Here is a 16,442-nt window from a genome sequence, read left to right on the forward strand (position 1 = left end):
CCGTAAATTTTGTGTTTTTAAGTTTTGTAATTTTATCATATTGTAGCATAAAGCTATTTCTTAACATAAACAAAAAACAGTATGGGGAAATTTGTAATTACCAAGAGAGCCAACGGAGAATTTCAATTTAATTTAAAAGCCGGCAATGGTCAGACCATTTTGACAAGTGAAGGATATTCGAGCAAATCAGCTTGTTCAAACGGAATAGAATCTGTGAAAACAAACTCGCAGGATGATTCAAAATATGATAAAAAAGAATCTTCAAGCGGAAAACCGTATTTTAATTTAAAAGCATCAAATGGTCAAATCATTGGAGCAAGCGAAATGTATGAAAGCACAGCTGCGAGAGACAACGGAATTGCATCTGTAAAAACAAATGCTCCTGACGCCACTACTGACGATCAGGCTTAGGTTATTTGAAAATATAATTGGAAAGCTCTCGTAATCGAGGGCTTTTTTTGTTGAGGTAAAGATTAGTTCTTAAAAATATATAAACCTGTAGCCTAGCCCCGATGGCAGCGGTATCCTTTTTCTGGCTCCTTTAGACAGAAAAAGATATAGCGGACAGCGGGACAAAAGTTCTTACTGAAGCTAAATATCTGCTCCTGAAATGAAAACAGGATGAGATTTAATAATACAATCTAAAATCGAGGAGTGTGCAAAGCTCATAATGCTTTTCGTATAGGGTTTCCACAATTTCCATCAGATCGTCTTCCTTCTGGCATAAGCGAAAGAAAGCTTTGTCGACAGAACTGGTGCTGGTAAATTTGTTAGAGACTGTTCCATAGCCGGAAATCGCTCTTGCACCGGTAATATCCAGGAAATATTGTGCTTCTTCTTCGTTTAAATCCAATATTTTTGAGTTGGCAAAATGCAGAATCTTACCTTTCATTCTCCCTTCAAAGAGTTCGGCAATTTCTTCTAAACTATAATAATATTCATTGAGGCAAATATTGTTTGCTTCGCCTTTCATAACGAGATAGATTATTTCGTAATGTTTAAAGTTATGATCGTTATAAAGCAATGTATTCAGGCTCTCTTCGAGTCCTTCGATGGTATCGCAGGTTTTATAAATACTCGTAATACCTTGATTAAAGGCTAGTTTTTCCAGGTTTTTGACTACTTCAGTAGCTGCGTCGTTTTCTACATCGGGAACACCTTCAAGGCAGAAAATAAATTTATCAGAATCCATGATATTTAATTTAGTGCAGCGAAATCATGTAAAAAAGATGTCGCTCCTTTAATCTCTGAAAGCAATTTAATTATAATTGCTTAGATACAAAAGCCAACCGAAGCAGATTAACATAATTATTGAGGTTTAACATTTTGATAATGTCCTGAGGATTTAAAAACAATAACTTTAATAAAAATTTAAATCTATGGAAATCAATTGGATACTGATAGGAGTTGTGGCAATTGTGTTAATTGTTTTGATTCTGTTTATGATTAAAAAAAATCAAAAGGAGAAAAAGAAGTATACTGAATTACTGAATAATGATTTTAAGAAATCTGAAGAAGATGAAACGGATTTTGATAATACCAGCGAACGGTGATTTAAATTTAAAAAATAAAAAAACCGCATCACAATTAAGTAATACGGTTTTTGTGGAGAATACCGGATTCGAACCGGTCACCTCTTGCCTGCCAGGCAAGCACTCTAGCCAAATGAGCTAATCCCCCATTGCGTTAGGCAAATTAAGTCAATTAATTTTCAAAAAACAAATTTCAAATCGCTTCTGTCAAAAAATAGTTGCCAAAATTGTAACTTTACGTTCAAAACTATTTTTATGAGTTCAGAAAATCAAAACGGATCTTTACAAACTACTTTCCAAAATGCCGTTGCAATAGTGCAATTTGGTCACCCGGCGAGCAATTCTTTCCCGCGTGAATTGTTGGACCGTCTAACAGCCGAAATCAATTTGTTGAGCAGAAATGAAACCATTTCGGTGATTGTGCTGCAAAGCGAAGGTTCTAAAGTATTTTGTTCCGGAGCTTCTTTCGATGAACTTTTAGTAGTACAAAATGAAGAACAGGGGACTGAATTTTTCTCAGGTTTTGCCCATTTGTTAAACGCCATGCGAAACTGTACTAAACTCATTATCGGTCGTGTTCAGGGAAAAGCTGTTGGCGGTGGCGTTGGTATAATTGCTGCCTGTGATTATGTTTTGGCGACACCAGAGAGCGCCATAAAGCTCTCTGAACTTGCAATTGGCATTGGTCCGTTTGTGATTGAGCCTGCCGTTTCCCGAAAAATTGGAAAGCCTGCAATGACCGAAATGACTTTGACAGCGCACGAATGGAAATCGGCAAACTGGGCACTTCAAAAGGGGCTTTTCTCTGCTATTCACGAAATGTCTGAACTCGATACTGCGATAGAAAATTTTAGCCAAAAATTAAGTAGTTACAATCCTGAAGCATTATTAGAAATGAAGAAAATCATTTGGGAAAATACTGAAAATTGGGAATCACTACTTTTCGAACGTGCCGCCATTACAGGAAAATTGGTTCTTTCTGATTTTACCAGAAAGGCTTTACTGCAATTTAAGAAGTAGTTTTTTCAGGAGCTGTTTCCTGCTATCCGTTACAATCTTTTGTGCCGAACCCCGGCACAAAAGGATTTCCTCTACTATCAGGGCTAGAACCGTAAATCAAGACCTTTTTGCAATAAAAGACTATTTCTCGCTTCTATTTCCTAAATTTGCAAAAAAAATAATCGATGAGTAATATCAGAATTACAAAACAATTTAGTTTCGAAACCGGACACGCTTTGTACGGCTACGACGGAAAATGCAAAAACGTTCACGGACACAGTTACAAATTATCGGTGACAGTTATTGGTTCGCCAATCACAGACCGGTCAAATGTAAAATTCGGAATGGTAATCGATTTTTCGGATCTAAAGAAAATTGTAAAAGAAGAAATCGTCGATCAGTTCGATCATGCAACTGTTTTTAACGAAACAACACCGCATATCGAATTGGCAAACGAATTAAAAAATCGTGGTCATCACGTAATTTTGGTTGATTATCAGCCAACCAGCGAAAATATGGTAGTTGATTTTGCAGACAGAATTGTCGCAAGATTGCCTTCAGGAATTAAACTTTTCTCCTTAAAACTTCAGGAAACCGAATCTTCATTTGCAGAATGGTTTGCTTCTGATAATTAGTGAAAAAGGCAGAAGTTATATGTTAAGAGTTAAGCGTAAAGCTGAAATACTTAACTCATAATTTCTAATTTGAACTCATAACTCCTAACATATAACTCCTAACTCCTAACTCACTACATGAAAAAAATATATTTTGCTTCTGATCAGCATTTTGGAGCTCCAACTCCGGAATTGAGTTTGCCACGTGAAAAAAAATTTGTAGCCTGGCTTGATGAGGTGAAACAGGATGCTGAAGCTATTTTTTTATTAGGTGATTTATTTGATTTTTGGTTCGAATATAAAACGGTTGTTCCAAAAGGTTTTGTTCGTGTTTTAGGCAAATTGGCTGAAATTCGTGACAGTGGAATCCCAATTTACTTTTTCGTGGGAAATCACGATTTGTGGATGAACGACTACTTTCAAACCGAATTGAATATCCCGGTTTATCACGATAATAAGGAGTTTACTTTTAACGGAAAAACATTCTTAATTGGCCACGGTGACGGAAAAGGTCCCGGTGATAAAGGATATAAAAGGATGAAAAAGGTATTTACAAATCCGTTTTCAAAATGGCTATTCCGTTGGCTGCATCCGGATGTTGGCGTAAGTTTAGCACAATATTTATCGGTAAAAAATAAATTGATTTCGGGAGATGATGATGTGAAATTTTTGGGTGAAGAAAACGAATGGCTGGTTTTGTACGCCAAACGTAAACTCGAAACCAAACATTATAATTACTTTATTTTTGGCCACCGTCATTTACCTATGATTATTCCGGTAGGAGAAGAATCTAATTATGTAAATCTGGGCGACTGGATTGGTTATTTTACTTACGGTGTCTTTGATGGCGAAACTTTCGAACTTAAAAAATTCGAAAACTAATTTTTGCCTGCACCATACACATATTCATCTAAATCAATTTTAAACAAAGTTCCTTCAACCAAATCTTTTATTGATTTTATTTCTTTCATCGAAACCGCTAAATCCACTTGGGATAAAGGCGTTTTCAATAAAAATTTATGACAGGAATTTTTCAATTCGCAAGTTTCGCAACAAGAGTTTTCAGTAAGGCTATCTTCAATCAAATCACAAAACTGATTTAATTCTGCTATTGTAAGGTAAAATCCTGTTTCCCTAAAAACCAATTGTACTTTGTCTAATATTGTTCCATCTTCCTTTTTCCAGTAAAAGGAAATTCCGAAGTTGTTATGGTATATCTGTTCAATATCTCTCATTGTAGAATGCTTTATTTCAACAAATATAAATATTATTTATATTAATTCTAAATAAAAAATTCATAAAATTGTGAAAAAATATCTTTACCATATAAGTGATAGAAGTTCATTTCAGTTATTGCAATCTTTTTTTTAATTTATATCACTTATATGGTTTAAAAAGTTTTATTACTCCATATTTTGATGATCTTCCATGTCTTTTTGAAGATCCAGATTTCTAAAGGTTGGTGATTTGATCCCGAAGCCCAAAACGGTTAATAATGTCATACTTCCGCCAAATACAACAGAAGTTACAGTTCCCATCAACTTAGCTGTTAAACCGCTTTCAAAAGCACCTAATTCATTCGAAGATCCAACGAACATTGAGTTTACGGCAGCAACACGCCCACGCATATGATCGGGAGTTTTAAGCTGTAAAATCGTTTGGCGAATAACAACTGAAATTCCATCAGCAACTCCGCTTAAAAACAATGCCACAACAGATAACCAAAAAATAGTTGAAATTCCGAACAGAATAATACACAATCCGAAAACAAAAATGGCGATTAAAAGTTTCATTCCCGCTTTTTTATACAAAGGCACATAAGCCGAAATTAACATGGTGATAAAAGCGCCAATGGCCGGAGCAGCCCTTAAAATACCAAAACCTTCCGGACCAACTTTTAGAATGTCCTGAGCAAAAACAGGTAATAATGCTACGGCACCTCCAAAAAGAACTGCAACCATATCAAGTGAAAGTACTCCTAAAATTGTTTTATTATTAAATACAAATTTGATTCCTTCTCTCAGGCTTTCCATTACGGGTTCACCAATTTTTGGATTCAGAATAGGTTTTTTACTGATTTGTGATAAAGCAATTAAAGCAAAAATTGAACAGACTAAAACAGTACACATAGACCAGTGAACTCCAATATAATTAATTGAAAAACCTGCAACGGCAGGTCCTAAAACTGCACCAATCTGCCAGACAGAACTGCTCCATGTAGCCGCATTTGGATACGCTTTTTTAGGAACAATTAAAGATAAAAGCGAAAAGATAGTTGGTCCCAGAAAAGCACGAACCAATCCGCCTAAGAAAACTAAGAAGTAAATAGAATATAAAATAAGATCTGATGAAAACCCACTGACGATTTTTGGCCAGGTAAGTAAAAATAATCCAAGACTAATTACGGAGAAGCCAAGGATACATTTTACCAATAATCCTTTTTTCTCACGCTGATCAACCATGTGACCGGCAAATAATGCCATCGAAACGGCTGGTATAACTTCCATTAATCCAATCATTCCTAAAGAAAGAGGATTTTTAGTTAAGCTGTAAACTTCCCATTCGATTACTATAAATTGCATTGACCAGGCAAAAACCATAGCAAAACGCAACAATAAAAACACGTTAAATTCTCTGTAACGTAACGCCTGGTACGGATCGTTTTTCTTTGTTTTATTCTTCATTTGTTTTAATATCTTTTAACATAAGCTGCGTAGAAACTTTATCATTCCATTCGTTTTCACAAAGGGAATACGCTAACTGAAACGGTTTTTGATTTTTTGTGATGTCGATTTTTTTTCCCAGCCCAAAACCTATCGCGGCAATTCCTTCTGAATTGTCCTGTTTGACGAAAAGTCTCAAATGCTCATCGTCAGCACCTAAAGTTTTGGCGTAACCGGTATCTTTTACATTGGAAGACATAAAAACCGGTGTCATATTCTGTGGGCCGTAAGGTTCGAATTGTTTTAAAATCCGGATTAGTTTCGGAGTAATATCTGAGAAATTAATCTCGGCATCAATTTCGATTTCCGGAGTTCTCATTTCCGGGAGAATGGTTTCTTCGACTTGTTTTTCGAAAGCTTCCTTAAAAGTTATATAATTTTCGGCTTTCAAAGTCATTCCGGCCGCATACATATGACCTCCAAATTGTTCCAAATGCTCAGCACAGGCATCCAAGGCATTGTAAACATCAAATCCTTTTACTGATCTTGCCGAAGCTGCATATTTGTCACCACTTTTGGTAAAAACCAAAGTAGGACGATAATAGGTTTCGATTAATCTTGAAGCAACAATCCCAATAACGCCTTTGTGCCAGTCTTCCTTAAAAACAACCGTCGAAAATCGTTCTTCTTCCTGGTTTTCCAGAATTTGCTGAAACGCTTCTTTAGTGATTTTTTTGTCTAAATCTTTTCGGTCTGAATTGTATTGTTCAATTTCAGAAGCAAATTGCTGTGCCTGTTCAAAATTAAATTCAGTTAATAATTCAACTGCATGATTGCCGTGTTTTATTCTTCCGGCGGCATTTATTCTTGGAGAAATAATAAAAACGACATCCGTAATGTCTAAAGTCTTCTTTTTTATCTGATGAACCAAAGCTTTAATTCCGGGTCTTGGGTCGCTGTTGATAACCTGTAATCCGAAGTAAGCTAAAACACGGTTTTCACCTGTAATAGGAACAATATCCGCAGCAATTGCAGTAGCAACTAAATCCAGATATGGGACTAAATCTTCAATAGTTTCATTTCGATTCTGGCCTAAAGCCTGAATTAGTTTAAAGCCAACACCGCAACCACATAATTCATCATAAGGGTAAGAGCAGTCTTCTCTTTTTGGATCTAAAATGGCAACCGCATCTGGAAGAAATTCTCCCGGTCTGTGGTGATCACAAATAATGAAATCGATGTTTTTTGCTTTCGCGTAGGCGATATGATCGATTGATTTAATTCCACAATCTAAAGCAATAATTAATGAAAATCCGTTATCATCGGCAAAGTCGATTCCTTTAAAAGAAATGCCGTAACCTTCATCATAACGATCCGGAATATAAGTAGCAATGTTTGGATAATGTGATTTTAAATAGGAGGAAACTAAAGAAACTGCAGTTGTTCCATCAACATCATAATCGCCAAAAACCAAAATGTTTTCTTGATTTTCAATGGCAGATTCGATTCGGGCAACGGCTTTATCCATATCCTTCATCAGGAATGGATCGTGGAGATGTTCTAATGAAGGGCGAAAGAAGTTCTTTGCATCTTCGAAAGTTTCAATCCCACGCTGAATCAAAAGTGTTGCCACAAAATCTTCTACATTTAAGGCGGCTGCAAGATGTTTTACCTTTCCTTCTGAAGGTTTTGATTTGATTGTCCAGCGCATAAATAATTATGAATTGAAAATTATGAATTAGGATTTTATGTGAGAGAACAAATTTAGTTTAAAATAGCTAATCATTTTAATCTTCTTCAATGCAAATTTAATCAAATACAAACCTTAGGTTATCTGTCTTAATAAGCTATATTAAGGTCATTTGAGAAAAGAAAAAATGAAAATTTGTTATTACTTTTGATTAAATCATTTTTAAAACAAACAAAATGCAAATTCAGGGACAAATTATTGACATCCAAAACCGACGTATTTATGCTGGGGAAATTACTGTCGAAAACAAAAAAATCACTTCGATAATTGAGAAAAACCACAATGTAAAAAATTACATTATGCCGGGGTTTATTGATGCCCATATTCATATCGAAAGTTCGATGCTCGTTCCTTCTGAGTTTGCAAAAATTGCAGTACTTCATGGGACAGTCGGTACCATTTCTGACCCACACGAAATCGCAAATGTTTTAGGAACGACAGGTGTTTATTATATGATTGAAAACAGTAAAAAGGTACCGTTGAAATTTCATTTTGGCGCACCGTCTTGTGTTCCTGCTACTTCTTTCGAAAGTGCTGGTGCTATCATAGATTCAGACGGAATTAAGGAATTATTGGCTTCTCCCGATATTTATTATTTGGCAGAAATGATGAATTATCCCGGTGTTTTATTAAATGACGAAGAAGTTTTAAAGAAAATTAAATGGGCGAAACATTTCAATAAGCCCGTTGATGGCCATGCACCGGGATTAAGAGGTGAAGCGGTTAAAAAATATATTTCAGCCGGGATTTCTACCGACCACGAATGCTTTACTTTTGAAGAAGCCGAAGAAAAATTATCTCTGGGAATGAAGGTAATTATTCGTGAAGGAAGTGCCGCCAAAAATTTCGAAGCACTCATCGATTTACTTCCGGAAAATTTCGAAAACATGATGTTTTGTTCAGACGATAAACATCCTGATGATTTAATCATAAGTCATATTAATTCGCTTTGCGCTCGTGCAGTTGCGAAAGGAATTGACATTTTTAAAGTCTTACAGGCAGCTTGTATAAATCCTGTGAATCATTATAAAATTGATGTGGGTTTATTGAAAGTAAACGATGCTGCCGATTTTATCGTAGTCGAGGATTTAGTTGATTTCAAAGTGAAACAAACTTACATCAACGGCGAATTAGTGGCCGAAGATGGTGAGTCTTTTATAAAACATATTCTATTTGAAACGCCTAATAATTTCAATATCACTTCCAAAGAAATAAGCGATTTTGAAGTTTCGGGTTCGGGTTCAAAAATCAGGGTAATTGAAGCTTTGGAAGGACAATTAATTACCAATGAAATTCACCATCAATCATTAATTGTTGATGGAAAAATCGTTTCAGATACTGAAAATGATATTCTGAAAATGGCTGTTGTGAATCGTTATCAGGATACCACACGAGGTGAAGCCGAACTGAGCGAAGCTAAACCTGCTATTGCCTTCATTAAGAATTTTGGTCTGAAAAAAGGCGCTATCGCCAGCTCTGTAGCACACGATTGTCATAATATTGTTGTTGTGGGAACTTCTGACGAAGAAATTTGCAATGCTGTCAATCTGATTATTAAAAACACTGGTGGAGTTTGTGCCGTAAATGGTTCTGAAAGCAAAATGTTGCCGTTGCCTGTTGCCGGAATTATGAGCGACAAAAACGGTTGGGAAACTGGAAAATTATATCAGGAAATCGATGCAATGGCAAAAGAATTGGGAAGCAATCTGAAAGCGCCTTTTATGACGCTTTCGTTTATGGCTTTACTGGTTATTCCCGATTTAAAGTTATCCGATAAAGGATTATTTAGCGGAAATAGTTTTTCATTTGTTGATTTGGAAATTATTTAATCATATAAAGGTCGATTAAGAAATAACTTATTTTTCTCAATATTAGTGAAAATCTATTTTATCTGTGGCAAAAATATTTAAGATTTCAAAGTCAAAGCTTCTCCTTGAAATTGAACTCCATCCCATCCTAAATTGATGAAATTTCTAATATTTTGATGATTTGTTCCGTTTGGATCTTTTAAAACTTCTTCAAAATAGAAAGCGCCAAAGCAGGCTAACGTTTCTTCTTTACTTAAGTTTTGCAACTTTGCGAAAGAAAATAATTTGCAGGAACCTGAATTTTCTCCGGCAGCATTGTGTTGCGTTCCATTTTGGAAAGCAGTTGGTGTAAAATTATAATTATCCTCAATTACTGCAATAGTTTCAGGGAATGTTATTTCGTTTGGAGTTTGTTTTACTTTTTCTAAAAAGGCTTGTATTGTCATAATGTTGGGCTTTAGTTTTTTGCCGCAGATTTAGAGGATTGAAGTCATTTTTCACTTTTATTTTTTACCGCAAATTCCGCAAATTCCCGCGAATTAATTTTACATACCCATTTGTGAAAATTTGTGCAATTTGTGGCTAAAAAATTCAATCCATATTAATTTGTAGCATCCATATTTTATTCTTCATCATCATCCTTAGAAAACTTACTTTTCTTAGGTTCTTTAATTATTGTTTTTCCGGCAACCACAACGACAATTTCTCCGCGCGGTGCTGTTTTTTCAAAATGGGTTAGAACTTCTCTTGCAGTTCCGCGTACATTTTCTTCATGCATTTTTGATAATTCACGCGAAACGCAAACTTGTCTCTCTTCTCCAAAATACGTGATAAATTCTGCTAAAGTTTTGACTAATTTATGTGGTGAAACATACAAAATCATCGTTCTGGTTTCTTCGGCTAAAGCCAAAAATCGGGTTTGACGTCCTTTTTTGTCGGGCAGAAAACCTTCAAAAACAAATTTGTCATTTGGTAATCCGCTGTTGACCAAAGCCGGAACAAAAGCCGTTGCACCAGGTAAACATTCAACGTCAATTTTATTTTCTACACAGGCACGTGTCAATAAAAAACCGGGATCTGAAATTGCGGGAGTTCCCGCATCTGAAATTAGTGCGATGGTTTCCCCTGCTTTTAAACGTGCAATTAAATTTTCGGTTGTTTTGTGTTCGTTGTGCATATGATGGCTGTGCATGTGCGTGCCAATTTCAAAATGCTTCAACAATTTCCCACTGGTTCTGGTGTCTTCGGCCAAAATCAAATCGACTTCTTTAAGAATCCGAATGGCACGAAAAGTCATGTCTTCAAGATTGCCAATTGGCGTAGGAACGATATATAATTTAGACATAGTTTTTATATTATAACACGAATTTACTTCGTCAGTTCGCTGTCGCTCGAGTCACTAATTGACACAGATTGTAACTGCTTTTAAAAATTTCACAAAGCAGGAATTCGTATTAATTCGTGCAATCTGTGTTTTATTTTTTTAAGAGAATTTTTTCTCTACAATTCCCAGAAAACGTTCTGCGTAATCATCTTTTCCTTCCCAATTGTTGTAATCCGGTTTTACCATGTTTTCAATAAATTCCTGTGCTTCGGTGTAATTGTCGAAAGTTAATAATTGGTTCAAAACCCGGCTATAATCTTCTGTGTTGTTTCCGAAAAGATTTTTGGTAAATGCGATTCGGTCATTAAGATCAATATGAAAACCTTTGGCTAATTTTTCGTTTAGCGGAACTGTTTTTGGTTTCGATGATTCTAAAATTGCAGTTTCTGCGGGAGCTTTTATCTCTTTAAATTCAGATATCGGCGGAGCAGGAGTGATAGGTTCTAAACTATCTACTTTTACAAACTGTGCATCACCATAATTAATTCCCAAATCTTCAAATGAAATCTGTACAGGATTTGATTTGGAAGAAGCTTCAGGTTGAGGTTCTTCTGCTTTTTCCTTTTCTTTTTCTATCTCAAAGGCAGGTTTAAAGTCAGGAATTGGTTTTAAATCACTTATCGTTTTAAACGAAAGTTCTTCAGCAGCCTCAGTTTCTTTTTTGGTTTCAAAAACGGGTTCTTCAATCTTTTCAGCAATCTCTTCGACTACTTCTATCGGAACATCAACTACAACTTCATGCTTTTCAGCAATTACTTCCGGAGTTTCAGCAACGACTTCTATCGGAGTTTCGTCAATAATTTCTGTTTCGGCAATAGCTTTTGCTTCAATTACAGTTTCTTCAACAGCAACCGGAGTTGTTTCTTCAGCTTTAATTTCTATAGGAAGATTTTCTTCTTTTTCAAAAATAGTTTCAACCTGAGATTCTATTTCGCTGTATCCGATAGTTGGTTTTACCTCGTCGAAATTATCGTCTATAAATTTTAAAACTGCTAGTTTTTCATATAATTTCTGCGTTTCGAGATATAATTGATTGATATCGGATTTGTTTTTAAGTTTTAAAATTCGATGTGCAATGCTGATTAAATCGGCTTCCAATTTTTTTTTCATAACATTTGAAATTATAGTGAATAGGGTATTTTAGTATATTTTGTATTTGAATGTCTTTATAACGAAAAGAAATCAATAATAAATTTTTTTATTTCTGTTAATAAGCGATTGCGAATCTTCGATTTGATAAAAATTTTCTACTTTTGAAAAAACGTAAAAACAGTAATTTTTTGCGTCAATTTATTACCAGTACAAAGTAATAAAAACTATTCATTTTTAAAGGTAGAAAAATACAAAATGTTTCTCGAAAATACAGTAAATCACAAAGAACAATTTGGTTGGATTGAAGTTATTTGTGGATCAATGTTTTCGGGTAAAACCGAGGAGTTAATCCGCAGATTAAAACGCGCCCAATTTGCCAAACAAAAAGTCGAAATCTTCAAACCTGCTATTGATACCCGCTATCATGACGAAATGGTGGTATCGCACGATGCCAACGAAATTCGCTCAACACCGGTTCCTGCTGCAGCCAATATTGCGATTTTAGCACAAGGCTGCGATGTAATTGGAATTGACGAAGCTCAGTTTTTTGATGATGAAATTGTTACGGTTTGTAATGATCTTGCTAATCAGGGAATTCGTGTGATAGTTGCAGGACTTGATATGGATTTTAAAGGGAACCCTTTCGGACCAATGCCGGCACTTATGGCAACAGCCGAATATGTTACTAAAGTCCATGCCGTTTGTACGAGAACCGGAAATTTAGCCAATTATAGTTTTAGAAAAACCGATAATGATAAATTGGTAATGCTTGGTGAAACCGAAGAATATGAACCGTTAAGCCGTGCAGCATATTTTAATGCCATGAAGAAGAACCAGGAAAAATAATTTTCTAACGACATTAAGCTTAAATAAATAATGCAACAAAAGCAAAGTAAAAGAAAACAGAATATTCGACTGCTATTTATAATTGTAATTGCCGTAGTGTTGGTTGCTTCGTTTCAATTGTATCTTTATAAAAGTACTGGTACTGTCAATACTGAAATAGTAGAATTGGTCGGTAAGTATAATAAAAATTGCCCTTTAATAATTCAGGAAGGGATTCGTTTAGATAGTGTAAGCTTACATGAAGAGGATAGGGTTGTTCAATATAATTTGACATTGATGAATGTGGAAAAAGAAACTGCAGAAATCAATATCATACAAAAGGAAATCGAGAAAAGCCTGATAAGCACAGCCAAAGCAAATACTGGTCTTAAAGTTTTCAGAGATAATGATTTTGCATTGGTTTATAAGTACAGTGACAAAAAGAAAGTGTTTTTGTTTAAAGTTACAATAATGCCTGATCTGTATAAATAAGTTGTTTTTTTGAAAACTATTGTCATCCTGAGCCCATTCGGCTACGCTCAGAATAAACTTAGTCGAAGGCTGGCTTTTTTACAAAAGAGCTTCGACTCCGCTCTGCCTGACAGATAGTTAAGCTTAAATGTTTACAAAACAAAACCCGACAAATTCATAAATCTGTCGGGTTTGCTATTTGATATAAATTAAAAACGAACTTAATCTTTCTTAAATCTCTTAATGGCTAGAAAAAAACCTAAATTTTCTTTCTCATTCTTGCCACCGGAATATCAAGCTGTTCACGATATTTTGCAATCGTTCTTCTCGCAATTGGATAGCCTTTCTCTTTTAAGATTTCAGCCAATTGATCGTCCGGTAAAGGTTTCTTTTTGTCTTCTTCTTCAATTGTGTTTTTCAGGATCTTTTTGATTTCTAAAGTAGAAACATCTTCTCCCTGGTCATTTTTCATCGCTTCAGAGAAAAATTCCTTGATCAGTTTTGTTCCGTATGGCGTTTCTACATATTTGCTGTTGGCTACACGCGAAATCGTCGAAATATCCAAACCAACCATATCCGCAATGTCTTTTAAGATCATTGGTTTTAGTTTGGTTTCGTCACCGTCTAAAAAGAATTCTTCCTGATAATGCATAATCGCATTCATCGTTACAAAAAGTGTTTCCTGGCGTTGTCTGATCGCATCGATAAACCATTTAGCCGAATCCAGTTTCTGCTTGATAAACTGAACCGCATCTTTTTGAGCAGTCGATTTATCACGGGAATCTTTATACGTCTGCATCATTTCCTGATAATCCTTGGAAACGTGCAGGGAAGGAGCATTTCTTCCGTTTAAGGTCAATTCCAATTCGCCATCAACAATTCTGATTGCAAAATCCGGAACCACATTCTCTGTTACTTTATTGTTTCCGGTGTAAGATCCTCCCGGTTTTGGGTTTAGTCTTTCGATTTCGTGAATGGCTTTTTTTAGCTGTTCGTTTGAAACCGCATATTTCTGCAATAATTTATCGTAATGCTTTTTGGTAAAGGCGTCAAACTGATTTTCGATAATATCAATTGCTAAATCAACATATTCGCTTGGTGTTTTATGTTTTAACTGTAACAATAAACATTCCTGTAAATCACGTGCACCTACTCCGGAAGGTTCCAGTTCGTGAATTACATGCAGCATTCTTTCGACCATTTTCTCATCGGTGTAAATACCCTGAGTAAAAGCCATATCATCGACCATGTCTGCAATACTCCTGCGGATGTAGCCCATGTCATCAATACTCCCGACGAGGAATTCAGCGATTTCGCGCTCCTCATCATTCAGGATAAAAGTATTCAGCTGATTGATTAAATCCTGATGAAAACTTATTGGCGAAGCAAAAGGCGTTTCACGTTCCTCGTCTTCACTGTAATTATTGGCTTGTGTTTTGTAATCCGGTGTATCGTCGTCGCTTAGATATTCATCAATGTTAATGTCGTCTGCTTCGATTCTGTCAGATTCTGCATCATCATAATCATCGTATTCTTCATTAGCAAATTCATCGGCTTCATATTCCTCTTCTTTTCCAGCTTCCAGAGCTGGATTCTCGTTCATTTCTTCCAATAAACGTTGCTCAAAAGCTTGCGTAGGCAATTGAATTAACTTCATCAGCTGAATTTGCTGTGGAGATAACTTTTGGGATAATTTTAAATTTAAAAATTGCTTTAGCATTTATGTTTTTATTCTTTATAGTTTAATGTTTCAAGTTTCAGGTTGCTGAACGTCCAACAACCTGAAACTTGAAACCTGAAACAAATTTTTCTAAAACTCTGCGTTTCCTGGAGTTCTCGGGAAAGGAATTACGTCTCTGATGTTTGTCATTCCTGTTACAAACAATACCAAGCGCTCAAATCCTAAACCGAAACCTGCATGTGTTGCAGAACCAAATCTTCTGGTGTCTAAATACCAGTATAATTCTTCTTCGTCGATTTCTAAGGCTTTCATTTTTTCTACCAAAACATCGTAACGCTCTTCTCTTTCAGATCCACCAACGATTTCTCCAATTCCGGGGAAAAGGATATCCATGGCACGAACTGTTTCTCTTCCAGGTTCTGTGTTGTCATTCAAACGCATGTAAAACGCTTTGATATTTGCCGGGTAATCGTATAAAATTACCGGACATTTAAAGTGTTTTTCAACCAGGTAACGCTCATGTTCTGATTGTAAATCAGCACCCCATTCTTCGATGATGTAACTGAATTTTTTCTTTTTATTTGGAGCTGAATCTCTTAAAATGTCAATTGCTTCCGTATAAGAAACACGTTTGAAGTTGTTCTCCAAAACGAAATTCAATTTCTCTAACAAAGCCATTTCGCTTCTTTCTGCCTGAGGTTTTGATTTTTCTTCTTCTAAAAGTCTTCCTTCTAAGAATTTCAAATCGTCTTTACAGTTGTCTAAAGCATATTTAATTACGTACTGAATAAAATCTTCAGCCAAATCCATGTTGTCATCAAGATTGTTGAAAGCAACTTCCGGCTCAATCATCCAAAATTCTGCCAGGTGACGGGAAGTATTTGAATTTTCTGCTCTAAAAGTGGGACCGAAAGTATAAATCTGACCCAAAGCCATAGCGAAAGTTTCTCCTTCTAATTGTCCTGAAACCGTCAAGTTGGTATGTTTTCCGAAGAAATCTTTTTTGAAATCAATATTTCCTTCTTCTGTTTTTGGCAAATTGTCAAGTGGCAATGAAGTTACCTGAAACATTTCTCCGGCACCTTCAGCATCAGCTCCGGTGATAATTGGTGTGTTTACATACACAAACCCTTTTTGTTGAAAATAGCTGTGAACCGCAAACGACAATACCGAACGCACACGCATAATCGCACCAAAAGCATTCGTACGCACACGTAAATGTGCATTTTCGCGTAAAAATTCAAGTGAGTGTTTTTTAGATTGCATTGGGAATTTCTCCGCATCAGAATCTCCAAGAATTTCAAGTTTAGTAACCTGAATTTCATATTTCTGACCCGCACCTTTACTTTCAACCAAAGTTCCCGTTACAGAAACCGCTGCCCCGGTAGTGATTCTTTTTAAAGTTTCTTCCGGTGTATTTTCAAAATCAACAACACATTGTAAATTATTAATGGTAGAACCGTCATTAAGCGCGATGAACTGATTATTTCTAAAAGTTCTCACCCATCCTTTTGCATTAACTTCCTGAAGCGTCGTAGTACTGTTTAATAAGTTTTTAACTTTTGTGTGTTTCATTTTATATATACTATTGAAATTAAATTATTTGTTGTGTAATAACTGCAA

The 16,442-nt window shown here is 35.6% G+C and carries 17 protein-coding genes and 1 tRNA gene; 8 read left to right on the forward strand and 10 right to left on the reverse strand.

The features are described from left to right. Window positions 1–81 precede the first annotated feature (81 nt). Complete coding sequence (locus tag ACEN92_RS16310; RefSeq protein WP_495639399.1) at window positions 82–411, forward strand: YegP family protein; 330 nt, start codon at window positions 82–84, stop codon at window positions 409–411. Between the two features lie 217 nt (window positions 412–628). Here ACEN92_RS16310 and ACEN92_RS16315 read toward each other — a convergent pair whose 3' ends face one another. Then, window positions 629–1,192, reverse strand: coding sequence for a DUF6642 family protein (locus tag ACEN92_RS16315; RefSeq protein WP_495639400.1), 564 nt, complete (start codon window positions 1,190–1,192; stop codon window positions 629–631). 187 nt (window positions 1,193–1,379) lie between these two features. Here ACEN92_RS16315 and ACEN92_RS16320 point away from each other — a divergent pair, with 187 nt between their 5' ends. Beyond that, window positions 1,380–1,553: a hypothetical protein gene (locus ACEN92_RS16320; protein WP_495639401.1), complete on the forward strand. Its 174-nt coding sequence runs from the start codon at window positions 1,380–1,382 to the stop codon at window positions 1,551–1,553. Between the two features lie 53 nt (window positions 1,554–1,606). Here the strand turns inward: ACEN92_RS16320 and ACEN92_RS16325 are convergent. After that, window positions 1,607–1,680: transfer RNA gene (locus ACEN92_RS16325), tRNA-Ala, on the reverse strand. A 107-nt stretch (window positions 1,681–1,787) separates the two neighbouring features. Between ACEN92_RS16325 and ACEN92_RS16330 the strand changes: the two genes are divergently transcribed. The 3 genes from ACEN92_RS16330 to ACEN92_RS16340 all read left to right on the forward strand — a co-directional run bounded on the left by ACEN92_RS16330 (window position 1,788) and on the right by ACEN92_RS16340 (window position 4,027). Continuing rightward, window positions 1,788–2,552 carry an enoyl-CoA hydratase/isomerase family protein gene (locus tag ACEN92_RS16330; protein WP_495639402.1) on the forward strand — a complete coding sequence of 255 codons (765 nt, stop codon included), beginning with the start codon at window positions 1,788–1,790 and terminating at the stop codon, window positions 2,550–2,552. A 164-nt stretch (window positions 2,553–2,716) separates the two neighbouring features. After that, window positions 2,717–3,166: a 6-pyruvoyl trahydropterin synthase family protein gene (locus tag ACEN92_RS16335; protein ID WP_495639403.1), complete on the forward strand. Its 450-nt coding sequence runs from the start codon at window positions 2,717–2,719 to the stop codon at window positions 3,164–3,166. A gap of 117 nt (window positions 3,167–3,283) precedes the next feature. Beyond that, window positions 3,284–4,027: a UDP-2,3-diacylglucosamine diphosphatase gene (locus ACEN92_RS16340; protein WP_495639404.1), complete on the forward strand. Its 744-nt coding sequence runs from the start codon at window positions 3,284–3,286 to the stop codon at window positions 4,025–4,027. Here the strand turns inward: ACEN92_RS16340 and ACEN92_RS16345 are convergent. The 3 genes from ACEN92_RS16345 to recJ all read right to left on the reverse strand — a co-directional run bounded on the left by ACEN92_RS16345 (window position 4,024) and on the right by recJ (window position 7,519). Beyond that, window positions 4,024–4,380, reverse strand: a complete 357-nt coding sequence (locus ACEN92_RS16345) for a PH domain-containing protein (protein ID WP_495639405.1) — start codon at window positions 4,378–4,380, stop codon at window positions 4,024–4,026. The genes ACEN92_RS16340 and ACEN92_RS16345 overlap by 4 nt on opposite strands. Before the next feature lie 168 nt (window positions 4,381–4,548). After that, entirely contained in the window at window positions 4,549–5,829 is a 1,281-nt protein-coding gene (locus ACEN92_RS16350) for an MFS transporter (protein WP_495639406.1), read from the reverse strand. After that, entirely contained in the window at window positions 5,819–7,519 is a 1,701-nt protein-coding gene (gene recJ, locus ACEN92_RS16355; RefSeq protein WP_495639407.1) for a single-stranded-DNA-specific exonuclease RecJ, read from the reverse strand. Before recJ ends, ACEN92_RS16350 begins: the two co-directional genes overlap by 11 nt. A gap of 215 nt (window positions 7,520–7,734) precedes the next feature. Here recJ and ade point away from each other — a divergent pair, with 215 nt between their 5' ends. Beyond that, window positions 7,735–9,387 carry an adenine deaminase gene (ade, locus tag ACEN92_RS16360; RefSeq protein ID WP_495639408.1) on the forward strand — a complete coding sequence of 551 codons (1,653 nt, stop codon included), beginning with the start codon at window positions 7,735–7,737 and terminating at the stop codon, window positions 9,385–9,387. A gap of 77 nt (window positions 9,388–9,464) precedes the next feature. Here ade and ACEN92_RS16365 read toward each other — a convergent pair whose 3' ends face one another. From ACEN92_RS16365 to ACEN92_RS16375, 3 genes are all read right to left on the reverse strand, one after another. Then, window positions 9,465–9,812 carry a HopJ type III effector protein gene (locus tag ACEN92_RS16365; RefSeq protein WP_495639409.1) on the reverse strand — a complete coding sequence of 116 codons (348 nt, stop codon included), beginning with the start codon at window positions 9,810–9,812 and terminating at the stop codon, window positions 9,465–9,467. 176 nt (window positions 9,813–9,988) lie between these two features. Further along, the gene (gene rsmI / locus ACEN92_RS16370) at window positions 9,989–10,711 is read right to left on the reverse strand and encodes a 16S rRNA (cytidine(1402)-2'-O)-methyltransferase (protein ID WP_495639410.1); all 723 of its coding nucleotides are present in this window, start codon (window positions 10,709–10,711) and stop codon (window positions 9,989–9,991) included. 138 nt (window positions 10,712–10,849) lie between these two features. Continuing rightward, window positions 10,850–11,860: a DUF8457 domain-containing protein gene (locus tag ACEN92_RS16375; RefSeq protein WP_495639411.1), complete on the reverse strand. Its 1,011-nt coding sequence runs from the start codon at window positions 11,858–11,860 to the stop codon at window positions 10,850–10,852. Between the two features lie 237 nt (window positions 11,861–12,097). On the opposite strand from ACEN92_RS16375, the gene ACEN92_RS16380 reads away from it, so the two are divergent. Both ACEN92_RS16380 and ACEN92_RS16385 read left to right on the forward strand, forming a co-directional pair. Further along, window positions 12,098–12,688, forward strand: a complete 591-nt coding sequence (locus ACEN92_RS16380) for a thymidine kinase (protein WP_007806373.1) — start codon at window positions 12,098–12,100, stop codon at window positions 12,686–12,688. 30 nt (window positions 12,689–12,718) lie between these two features. After that, window positions 12,719–13,159 carry a DUF8479 domain-containing protein gene (locus ACEN92_RS16385; RefSeq protein WP_495639412.1) on the forward strand — a complete coding sequence of 147 codons (441 nt, stop codon included), beginning with the start codon at window positions 12,719–12,721 and terminating at the stop codon, window positions 13,157–13,159. A gap of 238 nt (window positions 13,160–13,397) precedes the next feature. On the opposite strand, the gene rpoN is transcribed toward ACEN92_RS16385, so the two are convergent. Continuing rightward, window positions 13,398–14,858: an RNA polymerase factor sigma-54 gene (gene rpoN / locus ACEN92_RS16390; protein ID WP_495639413.1), complete on the reverse strand. Its 1,461-nt coding sequence runs from the start codon at window positions 14,856–14,858 to the stop codon at window positions 13,398–13,400. A gap of 90 nt (window positions 14,859–14,948) precedes the next feature. After that, window positions 14,949–16,394, reverse strand: coding sequence for an asparagine--tRNA ligase (gene asnS, locus ACEN92_RS16395; RefSeq protein WP_495639414.1), 1,446 nt, complete (start codon window positions 16,392–16,394; stop codon window positions 14,949–14,951). Window positions 16,395–16,442: the final 48 nt, after the last annotated feature.

The sequence above is a fragment of the Flavobacterium sp. Flavsp81 genome, assembly GCF_059491325.1.

Bases quoted from the DNA above. Each gene is read 5' to 3' on its own strand.
- ACEN92_RS16310 (WP_495639399.1), top strand. From the start codon at position 82: ATGGGGAAATTTGTAATTACCAAGAGAGCCAACGGAGAATTTCAATTT.
- ACEN92_RS16315 (WP_495639400.1), bottom strand. From the start codon at position 1,192: ATGGATTCTGATAAATTTATTTTCTGCCTTGAAGGTGTTCCCGATGTA.
- ACEN92_RS16320 (WP_495639401.1), top strand. From the start codon at position 1,380: ATGGAAATCAATTGGATACTGATAGGAGTTGTGGCAATTGTGTTAATT.
- ACEN92_RS16330 (WP_495639402.1), top strand. From the start codon at position 1,788: ATGAGTTCAGAAAATCAAAACGGATCTTTACAAACTACTTTCCAAAAT.
- ACEN92_RS16335 (WP_495639403.1), top strand. From the start codon at position 2,717: ATGAGTAATATCAGAATTACAAAACAATTTAGTTTCGAAACCGGACAC.
- ACEN92_RS16340 (WP_495639404.1), top strand. From the start codon at position 3,284: ATGAAAAAAATATATTTTGCTTCTGATCAGCATTTTGGAGCTCCAACT.
- ACEN92_RS16345 (WP_495639405.1), bottom strand. From the start codon at position 4,380: ATGAGAGATATTGAACAGATATACCATAACAACTTCGGAATTTCCTTT.
- ACEN92_RS16350 (WP_495639406.1), bottom strand. From the start codon at position 5,829: ATGAAGAATAAAACAAAGAAAAACGATCCGTACCAGGCGTTACGTTAC.
- recJ (WP_495639407.1), bottom strand. From the start codon at position 7,519: ATGCGCTGGACAATCAAATCAAAACCTTCAGAAGGAAAGGTAAAACAT.
- ade (WP_495639408.1), top strand. From the start codon at position 7,735: ATGCAAATTCAGGGACAAATTATTGACATCCAAAACCGACGTATTTAT.
- ACEN92_RS16365 (WP_495639409.1), bottom strand. From the start codon at position 9,812: ATGACAATACAAGCCTTTTTAGAAAAAGTAAAACAAACTCCAAACGAA.
- rsmI (WP_495639410.1), bottom strand. From the start codon at position 10,711: ATGTCTAAATTATATATCGTTCCTACGCCAATTGGCAATCTTGAAGAC.
- ACEN92_RS16375 (WP_495639411.1), bottom strand. From the start codon at position 11,860: ATGAAAAAAAAATTGGAAGCCGATTTAATCAGCATTGCACATCGAATT.
- ACEN92_RS16380 (WP_007806373.1), top strand. From the start codon at position 12,098: ATGTTTCTCGAAAATACAGTAAATCACAAAGAACAATTTGGTTGGATT.
- ACEN92_RS16385 (WP_495639412.1), top strand. From the start codon at position 12,719: ATGCAACAAAAGCAAAGTAAAAGAAAACAGAATATTCGACTGCTATTT.
- rpoN (WP_495639413.1), bottom strand. From the start codon at position 14,858: ATGCTAAAGCAATTTTTAAATTTAAAATTATCCCAAAAGTTATCTCCA.
- asnS (WP_495639414.1), bottom strand. From the start codon at position 16,394: ATGAAACACACAAAAGTTAAAAACTTATTAAACAGTACTACGACGCTT.